The organism is Saccharothrix coeruleofusca (genome assembly GCF_017876325.1).
Classification (GTDB): domain Bacteria; phylum Actinomycetota; class Actinomycetes; order Mycobacteriales; family Pseudonocardiaceae; genus Actinosynnema; species Actinosynnema coeruleofuscum.
Genome location: NZ_JAGINV010000001.1, coordinates 6048583 through 6066579, shown reverse-complemented (window position 1 = coordinate 6066579; position 17997 = coordinate 6048583). Strand labels below are relative to the sequence as shown.

The 17997-nt window shown below is 73.9% G+C and carries 18 protein-coding genes; 12 read left to right on the top strand and 6 right to left on the bottom strand.

Annotation, left to right across the window (positions count from 1 at the left end; translation table 11 throughout):
- Nucleotides 1-39: 39 nt before the first annotated feature.
- On the bottom strand, nt 40-348 hold the full coding sequence (locus JOF41_RS27455; protein WP_209622991.1) for a thioredoxin family protein: 309 nt from the start codon (nt 346-348) through the stop codon (nt 40-42).
- Nucleotides 336-707, bottom strand: coding sequence for a MerR family transcriptional regulator (locus JOF41_RS27450; RefSeq protein WP_189224193.1), 372 nt, complete (start codon nt 705-707; stop codon nt 336-338). Before JOF41_RS27450 ends, JOF41_RS27455 begins: the two co-directional genes overlap by 13 nt.
- A gap of 72 nt (nt 708-779) precedes the next feature.
- Between JOF41_RS27450 and tsaB the strand changes: the two genes are divergently transcribed.
- Genes tsaB through tsaD form a run of 3 tightly spaced genes read left to right on the top strand, consistent with a single transcriptional unit; the run spans nt 780 to nt 2954 of the window.
- Nucleotides 780-1454 (top strand): tRNA (adenosine(37)-N6)-threonylcarbamoyltransferase complex dimerization subunit type 1 TsaB, encoded by a 675-nt coding sequence (gene tsaB, locus JOF41_RS27445; RefSeq protein ID WP_189224194.1) that lies wholly within the window; start codon nt 780-782, stop codon nt 1452-1454.
- Nucleotides 1451-1909, top strand: coding sequence for a ribosomal protein S18-alanine N-acetyltransferase (gene rimI, locus JOF41_RS27440; protein ID WP_189224195.1), 459 nt, complete (start codon nt 1451-1453; stop codon nt 1907-1909). Before tsaB ends, rimI begins: the two co-directional genes overlap by 4 nt.
- On the top strand, nt 1902-2954 hold the full coding sequence (gene tsaD / locus JOF41_RS27435; RefSeq protein WP_209622989.1) for a tRNA (adenosine(37)-N6)-threonylcarbamoyltransferase complex transferase subunit TsaD: 1053 nt from the start codon (nt 1902-1904) through the stop codon (nt 2952-2954). The genes rimI and tsaD overlap by 8 nt, the downstream gene beginning before the upstream one ends.
- Before the next feature lie 73 nt (nt 2955-3027).
- Here the strand turns inward: tsaD and JOF41_RS27430 are convergent, their stop codons facing one another.
- Nucleotides 3028-6090 (bottom strand): AfsR/SARP family transcriptional regulator, encoded by a 3063-nt coding sequence (locus tag JOF41_RS27430; protein WP_209622987.1) that lies wholly within the window; start codon nt 6088-6090, stop codon nt 3028-3030.
- 103 nt (nt 6091-6193) lie between these two features.
- On the opposite strand from JOF41_RS27430, the gene JOF41_RS27425 reads away from it, so the two are divergent.
- Nucleotides 6194-7060 carry an NAD(P)-dependent oxidoreductase gene (locus tag JOF41_RS27425; protein ID WP_209622985.1) on the top strand — a complete coding sequence of 289 codons (867 nt, stop codon included), beginning with the start codon at nt 6194-6196 and terminating at the stop codon, nt 7058-7060.
- 58 nt (nt 7061-7118) lie between these two features.
- Here JOF41_RS27425 and JOF41_RS27420 read toward each other — a convergent pair whose 3' ends face one another.
- Complete coding sequence (locus tag JOF41_RS27420; RefSeq protein ID WP_209622982.1) at nt 7119-8639, bottom strand: alkaline phosphatase D family protein; 1521 nt, start codon at nt 8637-8639, stop codon at nt 7119-7121.
- A gap of 236 nt (nt 8640-8875) precedes the next feature.
- On the opposite strand from JOF41_RS27420, the gene groES reads away from it, so the two are divergent.
- Nucleotides 8876-9169 carry a co-chaperone GroES gene (groES, locus tag JOF41_RS27415; RefSeq protein WP_033428811.1) on the top strand — a complete coding sequence of 98 codons (294 nt, stop codon included), beginning with the start codon at nt 8876-8878 and terminating at the stop codon, nt 9167-9169.
- A 77-nt stretch (nt 9170-9246) separates the two neighbouring features.
- On the top strand, nt 9247-10869 hold the full coding sequence (gene groL, locus JOF41_RS27410; protein WP_209622980.1) for a chaperonin GroEL: 1623 nt from the start codon (nt 9247-9249) through the stop codon (nt 10867-10869).
- A 96-nt stretch (nt 10870-10965) separates the two neighbouring features.
- On the opposite strand, the gene JOF41_RS27405 is transcribed toward groL, so the two are convergent.
- Nucleotides 10966-11262 (bottom strand): WhiB family transcriptional regulator, encoded by a 297-nt coding sequence (locus tag JOF41_RS27405; protein WP_276515716.1) that lies wholly within the window; start codon nt 11260-11262, stop codon nt 10966-10968.
- Between the two features lie 261 nt (nt 11263-11523).
- On the opposite strand from JOF41_RS27405, the gene JOF41_RS27400 reads away from it, so the two are divergent.
- The 5 genes from JOF41_RS27400 (at nt 11524) to JOF41_RS27380 (ending at nt 15823) form a co-directional block, all read left to right on the top strand.
- Entirely contained in the window at nt 11524-12459 is a 936-nt protein-coding gene (locus JOF41_RS27400) for a MerR family transcriptional regulator (RefSeq protein ID WP_229795846.1), read from the top strand.
- Nucleotides 12460-12539: 80 nt separating this feature from the next.
- Entirely contained in the window at nt 12540-13442 is a 903-nt protein-coding gene (locus JOF41_RS27395; RefSeq protein WP_189224200.1) for a hypothetical protein, read from the top strand.
- A gap of 80 nt (nt 13443-13522) precedes the next feature.
- Nucleotides 13523-14119 carry a response regulator transcription factor gene (locus JOF41_RS27390; protein WP_015805222.1) on the top strand — a complete coding sequence of 199 codons (597 nt, stop codon included), beginning with the start codon at nt 13523-13525 and terminating at the stop codon, nt 14117-14119.
- A 225-nt stretch (nt 14120-14344) separates the two neighbouring features.
- Complete coding sequence (locus tag JOF41_RS27385) at nt 14345-14917, top strand: sigma-70 family RNA polymerase sigma factor (RefSeq protein ID WP_189224201.1); 573 nt, start codon at nt 14345-14347, stop codon at nt 14915-14917.
- Nucleotides 14918-15823, top strand: coding sequence for an anti-sigma-D factor RsdA (locus JOF41_RS27380; protein WP_189224202.1), 906 nt, complete (start codon nt 14918-14920; stop codon nt 15821-15823).
- A gap of 128 nt (nt 15824-15951) precedes the next feature.
- Here the strand turns inward: JOF41_RS27380 and JOF41_RS27375 are convergent, their stop codons facing one another.
- Complete coding sequence (locus tag JOF41_RS27375; protein WP_189224203.1) at nt 15952-16341, bottom strand: DUF5319 domain-containing protein; 390 nt, start codon at nt 16339-16341, stop codon at nt 15952-15954.
- 126 nt (nt 16342-16467) lie between these two features.
- Between JOF41_RS27375 and guaB the strand changes: the two genes are divergently transcribed.
- Nucleotides 16468-17979, top strand: coding sequence for an IMP dehydrogenase (gene guaB, locus JOF41_RS27370; protein ID WP_189224204.1), 1512 nt, complete (start codon nt 16468-16470; stop codon nt 17977-17979).
- The last annotated feature ends 18 nt before the right edge of the window (nt 17980-17997 follow it).

The following is a 17997-nucleotide window of genomic DNA, read 5'->3' as shown; positions in this document are numbered from 1 at the left end:
CTGTGTCCGACGCTGTGTCCGACCGCACGGTCGCGCGCGTCACAAGTGCGGTTCGAGCCACGCCATCAGCTGGGTCCTCGGCCGGGCCCCCACCAGCTGCGCGACCAGCTCGCCGCCCCGGTAGAGCTGGAGGGTGGGCACGGACATGATCCGCTGGTCCCGCGCGGTCCCCGGCGAGGCGTCGGTGTCGACCTTGACCACGGTGAGCTGGGGCAGCTCCCGGTCCAGCTCGGCGAGCACCGGCTCGACCATCCGGCACGGGCCGCACCAGTCGGCGCGGAACTCCACCAGCACGGCGGGCTCCGCGCCCACCACTTCGGCGAACGTCTCATCGGTCAGCGTTTGCACGGCCTGCTCCTCCGCTCGGCGTCGTCCAGCTGCGCGCGCACCCGGTCGCGGGCGGCCGTGAGCCGCCCGATGAACTCCTCCAGCTCGGCGAGCTTGCGCCGGTAGACCGCCACCGACGCCGGGCAGGCGTCCCCGCTGGCGTGCCCGGTCCGCAGGCACTCCACGAACGGGCGGGTGTCCTCCAGCGCGAACCCGATGTCGGTCAGCGAGCGGATCTGCGCCACCAGCCGCAGGTCGGACTCGTCGTACTCGCGCTGGCCGTTGGCGGAGCGCCGCGCGGTCAGCAGCCCGAGGGACTCGTAGTAGCGCAGCGCCCTGGTGGTCGTGCCACAGCGCTGGGCCAGTTCTCCGATGCGCACGACGCCGATCCTCCACGTTGACGTGGACGTCAAGTCCAGGGCGAGTTGGCCGACGCCGTACCCTTGTCCGTTGTGCTCGTGCTCGCAGTGGACACCGCCACCCCCGCCGTGACGGCCGGTGTCGTGGACCTGACGCCCGGTTCGCCGCCCCGCCTGCTCGCCGAGCGGGTGACGGTCAACGCCAAGGCCCACGGCGAGCTGCTGACCCCGCACGTCCAGGAGGCGCTGGCGCGGGCGGGCAAGCGGCTGGCCGATCTGGACGCCGTCGTGTGCGGCTCGGGGCCCGGCCCGTTCACCGGGCTGCGGGTCGGCCTGGTCACCGCCGCCGCGCTGGGGCAGGCGCTCAACCGGCCGGTCTACCCGGTGCCCACCCCCGACGCGATCGCCCTGGACGCGCGCACCGGCAAGCCACTGCTGGTGGCCACCGACGCGCGCCGCCGCGAGGTGTACTGGGCCGCCTACGACGCGGCGGGCAGGCGCACCGACGGCCCGCACGTGGACCGGCCCGCCGACCTGGCCGCGAAGCTGCCCGCCGTGGCCTCGGCGGCGGGCGAGGGCGCGGAGATCTACGCCGAGGTGCTGGGGCTGCCGGTGGTCGAGGCCCGCTACCCCTCGCCGGTGTCCCTGGTCGCCGCGGCGGCCGAGGAGCTGCTGGCGGGCGCCCGCCCGGCCGCGCTGACCCCGCTGTACCTGCGCAGGCCCGACGCGGTGGAGCCGGTCGGGCGCAAGAGGGTGACCAAGGGGTGAGCGCGGGCACGGTCACCATCGCGCCGCTGCGGCACGAGGACGTGCCGCGGTGCGTCGAGATCGAGCGGGAGCTGTTCCCCGGCGACGACCCGTGGAGCGAGAACGCCTTCCGCGGCGAGCTGGACAGCGGCCACTTCTACGTCGGCGCCCACCTCGACGGCCACCTGATCGGCTACGCGGGGCTGGCGCTGACCACGTTCGAGGCCAGCGTGCACACCATCGCCGTGGACAAGCAGCACCAGGGCCTCGGCGTGGGCAAGCTGCTGCTGCGCACCCTGCTGGCCAGGGCCGACGAGCACGGCGTGCCGGTGTTCCTGGAAGTCCGCACGGACAACGCCCCGGCCATCGCCCTGTACCTGGCGCACGGCTTCGAGCACCTGGGCCTGCGCCGCCGCTACTACCAGCCGTCGGGCGCCGACGCGTACACGATGGGAAGGCCCGCGAACCGTGACTGACCGGCTCATCCTCGGGATCGAGAGCAGCTGCGACGAGACCGGCGTCGGCATCGTCCGGCTCGGTCCGGACGGCGCGCTGGAGCTGCTGGCCGACGAGGTCGCCTCCAGCGTCGAGGAGCACGCCCGCTTCGGCGGCGTCGTGCCGGAGGTGGCCAGCCGCGCCCACCTGGAGGCGATGGTGCCCACCATGCGCCGGGCGCTGGAGAAGGCCGACGTCGAGCTGTCCGACATCCACTCCATCGCGGTCACCGCGGGGCCCGGCCTGGCCGGGGCGCTGCTGGTGGGCGTCTCGGCGGCCAAGGCGTACGCGGCGGCGCTGGACAAGCCGCTGCTGGGCGTGAACCACCTGGCGGGCCACGTCGCCGCGGACACCCTGGAGCACGGGCCGCTGCCGAAGCGCTGCCTTGCCCTGCTGGTCTCCGGCGGCCACTCGCAGCTGCTGCTGGTGGAGGGCCTGGCCGAGCGGATCACCGAGATCGGCTCGACCGTGGACGACGCGGCGGGCGAGGCCTACGACAAGGTGGCCCGGCTGCTGGACCTGCCCTACCCCGGTGGTCCGCCCATCGACAAGCTGGCCAAGCAGGGCAACGGGTGCGCCATCGCGTTCCCGCGCGGCCTGACCGGTCCGCGCGACGCCAAGTACGACTTCTCCTTCTCCGGGCTGAAGACCGCCGTGGCGCGGTGGGTGGAGCGGCAGGAGCGGGCGGGCGAGGAGATCCCGCTGGCCGACGTGGCGGCGTCGTTCCAGGAGGCCGTGGCGGACGTGCTGACCGCCAAGGCGGTCCGGGCGTGCAAGGACCTCGGGGTGGACACGCTGGTGATCTCCGGCGGGGTGGCGGCGAACTCCCGGCTGTCCGGGCTGGCCGCCGAGCGCTGCGCGGAGGCGGGCATCCAGCTGCGCGTGCCCCGGCCCCGGCTGTGCACCGACAACGGCGCGATGATCGCCGCGCTGGGCGCCCACCTGGTCGCCGCGGGCGCGAAGCCGTCCCCGCTGGACCTGTCCACCACCCCCGGCCTCCCCGTGAGCACCGTCCAGGTCTTCTGACCGCGTCGGCAAGTACTACCCGTGCGCCGTTTCCGGGCAGCTTGCCACTACCCGCCCCGGCGCCGGGTAGTGGCTAACCGCTCTCGGGAACGGGGCGGGTAGTACTTGCCGACGCGGGGGTGAGGCGGTGGATGGCAGCGGTGATGCGGTCCACGTCGTGGCGCTCGGCGGCGGGCAGCGGCACGCCGACGGACTCGCGCAGGGCCGCCGCCTCGGCCAGCAGGCGGGCGGCTTCGACGGGATCGCCCTCCAGGACGCGGACCCCTGCGGTGCCCTCCAGCGCGAGCGCGACGGCGCGCGGGTCGCCCACCTCGCGGGCCAGGGCGAGCCCCTCGGCGTGCCAGGCGCGGGCGGCGTCCAGGTCGCCGCGCAGCTCGGCGACGAAACCCAGCTCGGCCAGCGCCAGCGTGCTGCCCGCCGCGAAGCCGACGGAGCGGTGCCAGCGCAGCACCCGCAGCAGGTGGCGCTCGGCGGCGTCCAGGTCGCCCCGCCTGCGCGCGCCCAGCGCCAGGCCGGTCTCGGCGTACACCTCGCCCGGCCCGAAGCCCAGCTCGGCGGCCAGCCGCCGGGCGCGCTCGTGGAAGTCCCGCGCCCGGTCGTGGTCGCCGCGCAGCAGCGAGACCCGGCCCAGCCAGGACAGCGTGTACGACACCTCCGGCCACGACTCCAGCTCCTCGGCCAGCCGCAGGCCCTCCCGGTGCACCCGCGCGGCCCGCTCGTAGTCGCCGCCGATCTGGGCCAGCGTGCCCAGCGCGAACGACGCCTGCAACCGGCCCCAGCGGTCGCCCAGCTCGGTGAACAGCCGGTCGCTGTGCTCGGCGGAGCGGTGCGCCACGTCCAACCTGCCCTGGGTGAGGGCCTGGCTCACCCGGTCGCTGAGCGCGGCGGCCTCGCCCCAGCGGTCGCCCAGCCGCCGGAACCCGGCCAGCGCCAGGTCGGTGAGCCGCTCGCCCGCGGCCATGTCGCCGATGGTGGTCAGCACGTAGCCGAGGAACCAGTGGGCGCGGGCCCGCGCCGCCGGGTCGGCGATGGCGCTCGCGCCGTCGACCGCGGCCTGGTCGACGGGTTCGCCCGCGAGCACCCCGAACCCGGCGTGCCAGGCGGCGGCCTCCGCGCCCGGCGCGGCCCGCAGCGCCCGCCTGGCCTCGGTGATCCGCCCGCGCAGGAACCAGTACCAGGTCAGGGCGCGGGTCAGGCGGGCGGCGGCGTCGCCGTCGAGCACGTCCAGCGCGGCCCGCAGGTTCGCCGTGTCGGCGTCCAGCCTGCGCAGCCACTCCAGCTGCCGGTGGCCGCGCAGCTCCGGGTCGGCGCGCTCGGCCAGCGCCAGGTGGAACGCGGCGTGCCCGCGCCGGATGGCCTCCTGCTCGCCCGCCTGCCGCAGCCGCTCCCGCCCGTACTCGGCGATCGACTCCAGCAGCCGGTAGCGCGGCCCGCCCGGCCCGTGGTCGGCCACCACCAGCGACCGGTTGACCAGCCGGTCCAGCGCGTCGAGCACCTCGTCGGCGGGCACGCCCGGCCCCGCGCACACCGCCTCGGCCGCGTCCAGCGGGCAGCCGTCGACGTGCGCGGACAGCCTGCGCAGCACCACCCGCTCCCGCTCGGCCAGCAGGTCCCAGCTCCAGTCGACGACCGCCCGCAGCGTGCGCTGGCGGGCGGGCGCGTCGCGGTGCCCGCCCGCCAGCAGCCGGAACCGGTCGTCCAGCCGCTCCAGCAGGCCCGCCACGCCCAGCGCGCGCACCCTGGTCGCGGCCAGCTCCAGCGCCAGCGGCAGCCCGTCGAGCCTGCGGCACACCGCCGCCACGGTGCGAGCGTCGTCCGGGCCGGGGGTGAAGCCCGCGGCCCGTGCCCGCGCCACGAACAGCCGCACCGCGCCGCTGGCGCCGGTGTCGTCGTCCGGACCGGGCACGTCCAGCGGCGGCACCGCCCACAGCGCCTCGGCGGCCAGCCCGAGCGGTTCCCGACTGGTCGCCAGCACGCGCAGCCCCGGCGCGGCGGCGAGCAGCCGCGACACCAGCGCGGCCACCGGCTCGACCACCTGCTCGCAGTTGTCCAGCACCAGCAGCAGCTCGCGGGCGCGCAGCGCCTCCGCCACCCAGTCCGCCAGGTCGTCGAACGCGCCGGGCAGGTCCTCCCGCACGCCCAGCACGGCGGCCACCGCGGCCACCACCCGCTCGGCGCGGTCCGCGCCCGCCAGCTCGACCAGCAGCACCGTGCCCGGCACGCCCCTGGCCACCTCGACGGCCAGCCGGGTCTTGCCCACCCCGCCCGGCCCGGTCAGCGTCACCAGCCGCGACCGGGCCAGCAGCTCGCGCACCTCGCGCAGCGCGTCCGCGCGACCGACCAGCTCGGTCACCGGGGCGGGCAGGTTGGTCCGGGGCCGCCCCGCCCAGGCGGCCTCGACGCGCCGCCCGCCCACCTCGTGCTTGAGGATCGACTCGTGCAGCGCGGCCAGCTCCGGGCTGGGTGACAGGCCGAGTTCCTCGTTCAAGGCCCGGCGCAGCGCCGTGTACGCCTCCAGCGCCTCGACCTGCCTGCCCGCCCGGTACAGCGCGCGCATGTGCAGTCCGACCAGCCGTTCCCGCAGCGGGTGGCGGACGACCTCGGCGGTGAGGTCGTCGGGCTGCTCGCCCAGCGCCAGCAGGGCTTCGGCCCGGTCCTCCACGGCGGCCAGCCGCTCCTCGGCCAGCCGCCGCGCGAACGGCGCGGCGAACGGCTCGTCGGCGAAGTCGGCCAGCGGCTCGCCGCGCCACAGCGCCAGTGCCGCGCCGAGCAGCGACGCCCGCGCGCGGGGGTCGGCGGTCCGGGCCCGCGCCACCAGGTCGCGGAACTCCAGCAGGTCCAGCGCGTCCGCCCGCAGCAGGTAGCCCGCGGGCCCGCGGCGGACCAGCGCGCGACCGCCGGGCTGCCCGGCCTCCAGCGCCCGGCGCAGCTGGGAGACCTTGGTCTGCAGGGTGTTCACCGGGTTGCCCGGCGGCCTGCCCGCCCACAGGTCCTCGGCGAGCCGGTCCGCCGACACCGGTTGCCCGTGGTGCACCAGCAGGTCCGCGAGCAGCGCGCGGACCTTCGCCTCGGGCACCCGGACCGGCTCGCCGCCGTCGGTCCACACCGCCAGCGGCCCCAACACGCCGAATCGCACGATTCGAACGTAGCGGTGATCACCGGCGCCGTGCGCGAACCCCCAGCGGACCGTGCGCGGGCACGCGCACCGTGGGGTGATCCGAGCGGAACGGAGAGAGCGCATGACTGGGGAGAAGACGCCGCTGACCCTGATCGGCCTCGGGCCGATGGGGCGGGGGATGGTGGCGAAGTTCCTGGAGCACGGCCACCCGGTGACGGTGTGGAACCGCACCGCGAGCCGGGCGGACGAGCTGGTGGCCAAGGGGGCGGTCCGGGCGGAGACGGCCGCGGCGGCGGTCGGGGCCAACCGGCTGGTGCTGCTGAGCCTGACCGACTACGCGGCGATGTACGAGATCCTCGACGGCACGCCGCTGGCGGGGCGCGTGGTGGTCAACCTCAGCTCGGACACCCCCGAGGAGACGGTGCGGGCGGCGGCCTGGCTGGCCGAGCGCGGCGCCGAGCTGATCACCGGCGGGGTGATGGTGCCCGCGCCGCTGATCGGCACGGAGTCGGCCTACGTGTTCTACAGCGGCCCGCGCGAGGTGCTGGAGCCCTACGAGCCGACGCTGTCGGTCATCGGCAGGCCGGAGTACGTCGGCGCGGAGCACTCGCTGGCGCAGCTGTTCTACCAGGCGCAGCTGGACGCGTTCCTGACCGGCCTGGCGGGCATCCTGCACGCGTTCGCGCTGGTCGGCACGGCGGGCGTGCCCGCGCGGGACTTCGTCCGGTACCTGGCGGACAACGTCGACTCGCTGGGCCTGTACCTGGACGAGACGGTCCGCCACCTCGACGAGGGCAACCACCCCGGTGACGAGGCCAACGTGCTGATGATGGGGGCCACGGCGCGGCACGTGGTGGGCGCCAGCGAGGCGGGCGGCATCGACGCCGAGCTGCCGCGCGCGGTCCAGTCGCTCTACGACCGTGCCATCGCGGCCGGGCACGGCAGGGAGAGCTGGACCTCGCTGATCGAGGTGATCCGGAAGCGGTGAACCCCACGGGGTGAACCGGGGGTGCGGCGCCGCGCGGTCGCGGCGCCGCACCGGCCGGTCAGACCGGGTTGAGGCCGGGGTTGCGGTCCTCGACCACGAACGACTTGAGCGTGCTCGCCTCCGCGCCCGGCGTGCTCACCCGGGGCAGCACCCGGAAGTCCGCCCGCATCTCGCGCGCGGTGAACTTCGTGCGCACGTAGCCGCGACGGCGGCTGTGCAGCTTGATGTGCGGGTTGAGCCGCAGCTGCACCTCGTCCACGGTGTCGTTGCCGTCGCGCCCGGAGGTCACCGAGGTGCACACCAGTTCGGTGCCCACGGTCCTGGACGACGCGGGGTCGTTCCAGTCCTGCTTGATGTCGGCCGCGTAGTGCGCGTGCACGTCGCCGGTGAGCACCACGGCGTTGCGCACCTTGGCGTCCACCCAGCCGCGTGTCACCCGGTCGCGGGAGGCCAGGTAGCCGTCCCAGGAGTCCATGGACAGCTCCTTGTCGGGGCCGTCCTTGCGGTCCCGCTCGGCGAAGAACACCTGCTGGCCGAGCACGTCCCAGCGCGAGCGGGACCGCCGGAACCCGTCGAGCAGCCACGCCTCCTGCTCGGCGCCGGTGATGGTGCGGGTCGCCGAGCTGGTGTCGGAGCAGGTCTTCCACCCGTCGCCGCACGCCTGGTCGTCCCGGTACTGCCGGGTGTCGAGCATGTGGAAGGTGGCCAGGCCGCCCCACCGCACCCGCCGGTACAGCCGCATGTCGCCGCCGTCCGGGCGCGCGGCGCGGCGCAGCGGCATGTTCTCGTAGTAGGCCTGGAACGCCGCCGCCCGCCGATCGGGGAACGCCGGATCGGGTTGTTCGGGCGTGTCGTCGGCCCAGTTGTTCTCGATCTCGTGGTCGTCCCACACCACCAGCCACGGCGCGACCGAGTGGGCCAGCTGGAGGTCCGCGTCGGTCTTGTACTGCGCGTGCCGCAGCCGGTAGTCCGCCAGGGTGCGGGTCTCCGGGCCGACGACCTGGCGCACGTCGCCCGCCTTGGCGGCGTACTCGTACTGGTAGTCGCCCAGGTGCAGGACCAGGTCCGGGTGGTCCTCGGCCAGCCGCCGGTAGGCGGTGAAGTAGCCCTCGCCGAAGTGCGCGCAGGAGGCGAAGCACATGGTCAGGTCGGTGCTGAGCACGCCGGGCGCGGGCGCGGTCCTGGTGCGGCCGACCGGCGAGAGGTGCCCCTCGGCCCTGAACCGGTAGTAGTACTCGCGACCGGGGCGCAGGCCGAACGGCTCCACGTGCACGCTGTGCCCGGACTCCGGCCGGGCGACCTGCGTGCCGCGCCGCACCACGTGCCGGAACCGCTCGTCCTCGGCCAGCTCCCAGTGCACCGGGACGGGCCGGTCGGGCATGCCGCCGAGGCCGTCCTCGTTGAGCGGACGGGGGGCCAGCCGCGTCCACAGCACCACTCCGTCGGGGGTCGGGTCGCCCGAGGCGACACCGAGCGTGAAGGGGTCGGTGAGCCTGGCCCACCCGGCGCCCGCCGTGGTCCCCGCCGCGGCGAGGGCCATGCCGCCGATGATCAGCGATCGTCGCGTCACCCTGGTCATGGGGCACCACCGTGGTCCACGATCGTGGACACCGGGTGAACCGCGGGCGGACGGCGGACGTGGGGTGGGCGACCCTGTGGGGTGGTCCTCCGGGGGCTCGTTGAAGCGTTGGCACTCGCATGGGTAGAGTGCTAGATGCACGGCACCAGCAACCGCCCCGACCCCCGCGACGGCGGGGTGGCAGGAGCCGTAAACGCAACCTGCCAACGCTTTCGACGACCGTGGAGGTCAGCCCGGTGAGCGTGAACATCAAGCCGCTCGAGGACAAGATCGTCGTCCAGGCCAGCGAGGCCGAGACCACGACCGCTTCCGGCCTCGTGATCCCGGACACCGCGAAGGAGAAGCCCCAGGAGGGCAAGGTCCTCGCGGTCGGCCCCGGCCGGATCGACGACAAGGGCAACCGCGTTCCGGTGGACGTGGCTGTCGGCGACGTCGTCATCTACTCGAAGTACGGCGGCACCGAGGTCAAGTACAACGGCGAGGAGTACCTGATCCTCTCCGCCCGCGACGTGCTGGCCGTCATCAACTGACGTTCGGCTGACACGCAGAGCGCCCCGGCGACCCCTTCCGGGGCCTTCCGGGGCGTTTCGCACCAGAGAGGTTGGGTATGGCCAAGCAGATCAGCTTCGACGAGGACGCTCGTCGGGCGCTCGAGCGCGGCGTGAACAAGCTCGCGGACACGGTCAAGGTGACCCTGGGTCCGCGCGGCCGCCACGTCGTGCTGGACAAGAAGTTCGGCGGGCCGACGGTCACCAACGACGGTGTGACCATCGCCCGCGAGATCGAGCTGGAGGACGCCTTCGAGAACCTGGGCGCCCAGCTGGCCAAGAGCGTGGCCACCAAGACCAACGACGTGGCCGGTGACGGCACCACCACCGCCACCGTGCTGGCCCAGGCGATGGTCCGGGTCGGCCTGCGCAACGTGGCGGCCGGTGCCAACCCGACCGCGCTGGGCCGGGGCATCCAGGCCGCCGCCGACGCGGTGGTCGACGCCCTCAAGGCCAAGGCCACCCCGGTCAAGGGCCGCGACAACATCGCCCAGGTCGGCACGGTGTCCTCGCGCGACGAGTCGATCGGCTCGCTGCTGGGCGAGGCCATCGAGAAGGTCGGCGAGGACGGTGTGATCACCGTCGAGGAGTCCTCGACGCTGGCCACCGAGCTGCAGATCACCGAGGGCGTGCAGTTCGACAAGGGCTACATCTCGGCGCACTTCGCCACCGACCTGGAGGCCCAGGAAGCGGTGTTCGAGGACGCCCGCATCCTGCTGCACCGGGAGAAGATCTCGGCGCTGGCCGACCTGCTGCCGCTGCTGGAGAAGGTCGCCGAGGCGGGCAAGCCGCTGGTGATCATCGCCGAGGACGTCGAGGGCGAGGCGCTGTCCACCCTGGTGGTCAACGCCCTGCGCAAGACCCTGCGCGTGGTCGCGGTCAAGGCGCCGTACTTCGGCGACCGCCGCAAGGCGTTCCTGGACGACCTGGCCGTGGTCACCGGCGCGAAGGTGATCTCCGCCGAGGTGGGCCTGAAGCTGTCCGAGTCCGGCCTGGACGTGCTGGGCACCGCGCGCCGCGTGGTGGTCGGCAAGGACGACACCACGATCGTCGACGGCGGCGGCACCAAGGCCGACATCGCCGCCCGCGCGGAGCAGCTGCGCCGCGAGATCGAGGCGACCGACTCCGACTGGGACCGCGAGAAGCTGCAGGAGCGGCTGGCCAAGCTGTCCGGCGGCATCGCCGTGATCAAGGTCGGCGCGGCCACCGAGACCGAGCTCAAGGAGCGCAAGCACCGCATCGAGGACGCGGTGTCGGCGACCAAGGCCGCGGTCGAGGAGGGCATCGTGCCCGGCGGCGGTTCGGCGCTGGTGCACGCCTCCAAGGTGCTCGACGGCGACCTGGACCTGACCGGCGACGAGGCCACCGGTGTCGCGGTGGTCCGCGAGGCGCTGGGCGCCGCGCTGTTCTGGATCGCCGCGAACGCGGGCCTGGAAGGCGCGGTCGTGGTGAACAAGGTCCGCGAGCAGGACTGGGGCTTCGGCCTCAACGCCGCCACGCTGCAGTACGGCGACCTGCTCGACGCGGGCATCATCGACCCGGTCAAGGTCACCCGCTCCGCGGTGGCCAACGCCGCTTCCATCGCCCGCATGGTGCTCACCACGGAGAGCGCCGTCGTGGAGAAGAAGGAAGAGGAGCCCGCGGCCGCGGGTCACGGGCACGGCCACGGTCACGGCCACTGAGCCGAGCCGCTGAACCGAGCCGCTGAGCCGGACTGCTGAGCCGGAGGCGAGTCGATCCAGGGGGCGGTACCCGAACGGGTGCCGCCCCCGGCGCGTTCAGGTGAGGGTGTACTGCCGCTTGCGGGCCCGGATGATGCCGTCCCGCTCCGATTCCGACAGCCCGCCCCAGATGCCGTACGGCTCCTGCACGGCTAGGGCGTGCTTGCGGCACATCTCCAGCACCGGGCAGGTCTGGCAGACCGCTTTGGCCCTGGCCTCCCGCCTGGCCCTGGCGGGGCCGCGCTCACCGTCCGGGTGGAAGAAGAACGCGCTGTCCATTCCGCGGCACGAGCCGCGCATCTGCCAGTCCCACAGGTCGGCGTTGGGACCGGGAAGCCTTCGGGTGTCCGCCATCGAACCGCCTCCTTGGCCGACTGCACTGCTCCGTTCGGCGTAGCGATGATCCACCGTAAAACCGCGTCAAAGCTTGTTCAAGGGGTCGGGGAGCGCTTCCGTGTCAATTCAGCCCATGGGCTGGTACCGGTCCACCGACCCGGATTTGCCGGTGACCGCAGGTGAACGGACCATGTCTGCGTGACGACCCCCCGCGAGCACCCCCTCCCGCACCTCGGCGGTGAGCGGGAAACCGTTGTGCCACAAGAAGAGTCACCGCACCTGGTGCTGCTCTCGGTGGCCGCGGTGGCACGCAGGCTGGGGGTGGCCCCGGCTACTCTGCGCACCTGGGACCGGCGTTACGGACTGGGGCCCAGCAATCACACTTCCGGGCGACACCGGAAATACGCGCCGGGTGACGTGGCGCGGCTGGAGCTGATGCAGCGGGCACTGCAGCGCGGCGCCTCGTCGGCCGAAGCGGCCAAGTACGCGCTGACCGCGCCCCGCGAGTCCGCCGCGGCGCCGCTGCTGACCGGCGGCGAGTTCGCCCCGGCCGGTTCGTCCCCCGGTGAGCCCTCCTCCGATGGGCGCGACCTGCGGATGTCCGGCGCGGGCCGCCGGGCGCGTGGGCTGGGCCGCGCGGCGCTGGCCATGGACGCCACCGCCGCGCAGCGGCTGCTGGCGGACTCGATCGAGGCCGACGGCGTGATCGCGACCTGGGACGAGGTGGTCCGCCCCGTGCTGGCCGCGGTGGCGGCCCGGTGGGCGCACTCGGGCGCGGGCGTGGAGGTCTCGCACCTGCTGGACGAGTGCGTGCTGGCTGCGATGGTGCGCGCCACGCCGCTGGTGACCGAGCCGCGCAACCACCGCCCGGTGCTGCTGGCGTGCCTGCCCGAGGAGCGGCACGTGCTGCCGCTGTACCCGCTGGCCGCGGTGCTGGCGCGGCGCGGGATCGGGGTGCGGCACCTGGGGGCGGCGCTGCCGCTGGACGCGCTGACCTCGGCGGTGCGGCGCACCGCGCCCTCGGCGGTGGTGCTGTGGGCGCAGCTGCCGCGCTACGCCGATCCGGGCGCGGTGTCGGCGCTGCCCAGGACGCGGCAGCAGGTGCGGGTGTTCGCGGCCGGTCCTGGCTGGGAGCGCGGCGTGGTGCCCGCGCCCGCCGAGCGGGTCAACGACCTGAGCTCGGCGGCGGACGCGGTCGAGCGCGCGGTCTGCTGAAGCGGTCCGCCGGAGCCGTTTGCCGGAGCCGTTTGCTGAAGCCGGGCGCGTTCGACGCACGGGGCGGCTAGGTTCAGCGCGTGGACGAGGGGCGGTTGCGCGAAGCCGCGTTCGGGGGTGATCCCGGCGCCGAGGTGTGGGCTGGGCTGCGCGGCACCCGGACCGAGCGCTGGCTGGCCGCCGTGGTGCTGGGGGCGCGGGGCCACTACGCGGCGGCCGCCGCCGCGCTGGGCGAGCTGCTGCGCGGCGACGACCTCGTGGCCTCGCTGGCGGCCAGCGCGCTGGCCTCGCACCGCCGCCAGCTCGGCGCCCACGCGGCGGCCCGGCGGCTGGACGCGGTGGCGCTGGCCAAGGCCCCCGGCGGGGCGGGCGGCGACCCGCACGGCGTGGACCCGGCGGGCGCCAGGGCCGACGCGCTGCTCGGGCTGGCCGCCGACGCGCTGGGCGCGGGCAGGCTGGGGGAGGCGCGGCGGCTGCACGCGGCGGTCGAGCCCGTGGGGTGGCGGGCGCGGGTGCGGCACGGCTGGGTGGCGGCCGAGATCGAGCTGGCGAGCGGTCGCCCGGAGGCGGCGGAGCCGTTCGCCGGACTGGCCGTCGAGGCGGCCGAGCGGGCGGGCGCGACCCGGCACCTGCTCAAGTCCCGGCTCGTCCTGGGCACCGCGCTGGTCGTCCGGGGGACCCCGGAAAGCGTCCGCGCGGGTCTCGAAGTGCTATCGTGTGACCTAAATCACACCACTGATCTCGGGCTCCTCTCGTTGGTCTGGCCGACGGCGCTGGTCTTGGCAGAGGGAACCGCGGGCCGCAACATTGCGGAGAGTGAACAAGTCCGTGAACACGCCGTCAACGCGCTGAGCTGCGTGTTACGCAGAGCTGACCCGATCAGCCGACGATGGGCGGTCGCTTCCCCTTGGATCCCGACGGCGCTGCTCCGTTCCGGGGAACCCCCGAACGCAGACGCTGAGACGAACTTCTTGACGGATTAAGCACCAGATCGTGTCAAGGTTCGGCCGCTAGCGTCCGATAGGGGAAGTGGAACGTCACTCGGCTGCAGGAAGGAGTCCCCGTGACCACGGTCCTTATTTGCGACGACCGGCGCAGTGTGCGGGAGGGTCTCACCCGTGTGATGTCGGCTGTCCCCGGGGTTAGCCGCATCGACTGCGTAGCGCACGGTGACGAGTTGTTGGCTCGCTTCTCCAGGCAGCCGGTCGACGTCGTACTGGTGGGTACCCAGCGCGCCGTTCCGACCGGGGTCGAAGCGACCCGGCGGCTCGTCTCGGCCAACCCCCAGGCCAACGTCATAGTCTTCGGCGCCCCCGACGACGCGGGCAGCATCGCCGCCGCCATCGCGGGCGGCGCCCGCGGCTACCTCCGCTGGGACGCCTCGCGCCCCGAGCTGGTGGCCGCGCTGGCGCACACCCTGGCGAGCACGTCGGTGCCCGCGCCGCGCCAGCCCTCCGATCCGGGGGTCCAGCTCACCGAGCGGGAGCTGCAGGTCCTGCGGGGCATGAGCCAGGGCAAGAGCAACGGCCAGATCGGCCGCGAGCTCTACCTGTCCGAGGACACGGTGAAGACGCACGCGCGCAGGCTGTTCCGCAAGCTCGGCGTGCGCGACCGCGCGCAGGCCGTGGCGCACGGCTTCCGCCGCGGCCTCGTGTCCTGACCCGGCGGCGTCGACGGGTGCTCCTTCCTCGACCGGTCCGGTGACACCACTGTCACCGGGCCGTTTCGCCGTCCCGGCGTGTCGCCAGGTCAGAGACCTTGTTCACACCCGTCGCGCCCAGGCGCGACGCCCTACCGGTACGGTGGGGCACCGGCGCGGGCGTCGATCGTCCCGTGCCGTTCCTTGCTGGTAAGCCAACTCGTAACGCCAGGGCTGTTGTCTGCGATGAGCAACTTGGGGGACGGACTGGATGCCGATGTGGGCGCAGCTGTCGATGGCGACCGCCACGCGATCGAGCGGCTGCTGGCCTCCGTCCGACCCCTCGTGGTGCGGTACTGCCGCGCCCGCGTAGGCAGGCAGGAGAGGTCATTCGCTTCGGCAGACGACGTGGCCCAGGAGGTGTGTCTCGCCGTGCTGACGGCGTTGCCCAGCTACCGAGACCAGGGTCGGCCGTTCTTGGCGTTCGTGTACGGCATCGCGGCGCACAAGGTGGCCGACGCCCACCGGTCGTCGGCCCGGAACCGGTCGGAGCCGGTCCCGGAGATCCCGGACGCGCCGGAGACCGAGGCGGGCCCGGAGCAGCGCGCGATGCAGGGCGAGCTGTCGGAGCGGATGGCGCACCTGCTCAAAGTCCTGCCGGACAAGCAGCGGGAGATCCTGCTGCTTCGAGTAGTGGTCGGCCTGTCGGCCGAGGAGACCGCCGAAGCGGTGGGCTCCACGCCCGGCGCGGTGCGGGTCGCCCAGCACCGTGCCCTCGCCCGCCTCCGCAAGACGCTGGCAGCGGAGGAGGTGGTCTGAGTGGCCGACCAGCACGAGAAGGGCAACGGAGAAATCGTGCGCGGAAAAGACGGGAGACCCCCGCTCACCTCGGATGATCCAGCGGTTGAGCCAGGGGACGACCTCGCGGGCATCAGAGCGGATGACGCGCTGCTCGACGCACTCGGCGGACGTGCCGGTGAGCAGCCCGACTCCCTCGCAGACGACGAGCTGAACGCGCTGCTGCTGGCGTGGCGGCGCGAGGTGGACAGCCGCCCGGTGGGCGAGCTGGTGGACACCGACACCGCGGTGGCGACGATCGCCGCCGCCCGGCCGGTGCCGCGCAGGCACCGGTTCCTGATCCCGCTGGCGAGCGCCGCCGCCGTGCTGGCGATCGCCTTCACCGGCGTCAGCCTGGTGGCCCGCGACGCCCGGCCGGGCGACACGCTGTGGGGCCTGACCAGGGTGCTGTACTCCGACCACGCGCGATCGGTGGAAGCCGCCGTCGCGGTGCGCACGGACCTGGACACCGCCCGCGCGGCACTGCGCGAGGGCAAGCTGGAGGAGGCCAGGGACGCGCTGCTCAAGGCGGGCATCGCGCTGCCGGAGGTCTCCACCGACGACGGCAAGGAAGCGCTCGTGGAGACCCACGAGTCGCTGCTGGAGGAGCTGACCAGCACCCCGGCCCCTGCCGGGACCCCGTCTGCGGGCGCTCCGGCCCCCACGACCACGACACTGGCGCAGAGCACCACGCTCCCCACCACCACCGAGCCGACCAAGGCCACCACGGAGCCGAGCACCGCCCCGCCGCCGACCACGACGACGGAGCAGAGCGGCCAGGTCACCGAGGAGCCGCCCCCGCCCGCCCTGCCGACGACCGGCGGCGAGTCGCGCGGGCAGGCCGAGAAGCCGGCCACCGAGACGAACTCCGAGACCGCGGCGAGCTAGCTGACGCGCGGGGTGTGACGAAGCCCGCTCCCGCACCGGGGGCGGGCTTCGTCGCGCCTGCAAGTACTACCCGGCGCCCGCCAGCGGGCCGGTTGCTACCACCCGACCGCGCGGTCCGCGAGGCGGGGCTAGCGGGCGCTCTCGGTGGCGGTCACGCCGTCCGCGTAGCCGCGGCAGTACTCCCAGCTCACATAGGCGGCCGGGTCCGGGTCGTAGGCGGGTTCGTGCGGGCGCATCCGGCCGTCCGACAGCAGCTGCTCCAGGCTGGACCGCAGCAGCGCCCAGTCGTGGTAGTGCGGCTCGTCGCACTCGCCGCAGTCGACCACGATCCCGCGCACCCCGCGGGGTTCCAGCAGCGCCTGGTAGACGGCCAGGTCGCTGAGGTCCCCGACGAGCTCGGCGCGTTCGACGTCGTCCATCGGCGGGTGGTCGTGGTCGTGGTCGGGCTCGCCGAGCTCCCTGGCCGGGTCCTCGGGGTCGCCCGCGAACGGGTCTGGTGGCAAGGCGTCGTGCGGCACGACCCCGCACGGTACCGGGCGGACCCCCGAAGCCGTCCAGATACCATGGGTGGAACCCGTCGCCGACTGCGGAAACCACCTCCGCAGCGGCGGGATCACCGCACGACGGAAGGCAAGCCTGCTGCCATGACCAGCGAGCTCAACGCTGACGGAGTCCCGAGCAAGTTCGCGATGCTGGGACTGACCTTCGACGACGTCCTGCTGCTGCCCGCTGAGTCCGAGATCGTGCCCAGCGGTGTCGACACCAGCACCAGGCTGTCCCGCAACATCACCCTGCGCGTGCCGCTGGCCTCCGCCGCGATGGACACTGTCACCGAGGCCAGGATGGCCATCTCCATGGCCCGCCAGGGCGGTATCGGCGTGCTGCACCGCAACCTGTCCGTCGAGGAGCAGGCCCGCCAGGCCGAGACCGTCAAGCGGTCCGAGGCGGGCATGGTCAGCGACCCGGTCACCTGCTCCCCGGACGACACGATCGCCCACGTCGACGAGCTGTGCGCGCGCTACCGCATCTCCGGCGTCCCGGTGACCGACGCGGACGGCAAGCTGGTGGGCATCATCACCAACCGCGACATGCGCTTCGAGGTCGACCACAGCCGCCCGGTGCGCGAGGTGATGACCAACGGCCCGCTGGTCACCGCGCAGGTGGGCGTGTCCGCCGAGGCCGCGCTGGGCCTGCTGCGCAGGCACAAGGTGGAGAAGCTGCCGATCATCGACGGCGACGGCAAGCTGCGCGGCCTGATCACGGTCAAGGACTTCGTCAAGACCGAGCAGTACCCCAACGCCTCCAAGGACCCCGACGGCAGGCTGCTGTGCGCCGCCGCGATCGGCGTCGGCGAGGACAGCTTCACCCGCGCGATGGCGCTGGCCGACGCGGGCATCGACGTGATCATGGTCGACACCGCGCACGGCCACCAGCGCAACGTGCTGGAGATGGTGGCGCGGGTGAAGAAGGAGCTGGGCGACGAGGTCGACGTGGTCGGCGGCAACGTGGCCACCCGCGCGGGCGCGCAGGCGCTGGTGGACGCGGGCGCGGACGGCGTGAAGGTCGGCGTCGGCCCCGGCTCGATCTGCACCACCCGCGTGGTGGCGGGCGTGGGCGTGCCGCAGATCAGCGCGATCTACGAGGCGAACCTGGCCTGCGCCCCGGCGGGCGTGCCGGTGATCGGCGACGGCGGCATCCAGTACTCCGGCGACATCGCCAAGGCCATCGCCGCGGGCGCCAGCGTGGTCATGCTGGGCAGCCTGCTGGCGGGCACCGCCGAGGCGCCGGGCGAGCTGATCCTGGTCAACGGCAAGCAGTTCAAGACCTACCGGGGCATGGGCTCGCTGGGCGCGCTGCGCGGTCGCGGCCAGGGCAAGTCCTACTCCAAGGACCGCTACTTCCAGGACGACGTGCTGTCCGAGGACAAGCTGGTGCCCGAGGGCATCGAGGGCCGCATCCCGTTCCGCGGCCCGCTGGCCCAGGTGGTGCACCAGCTCAACGGCGGCCTGCGCTCCGCGATGGGCTACACCGGTTCGAAGACGATCGCGGAACTGCAGCAGGCGCAGCTGGTGCGGATCACGGCGGCGGGCCTGAAGGAGAGCCACCCGCACGACGTCACCATGACCGTCGAAGCCCCGAACTACACCACCCGCTGACCCAGCTGCTTCGCTGAT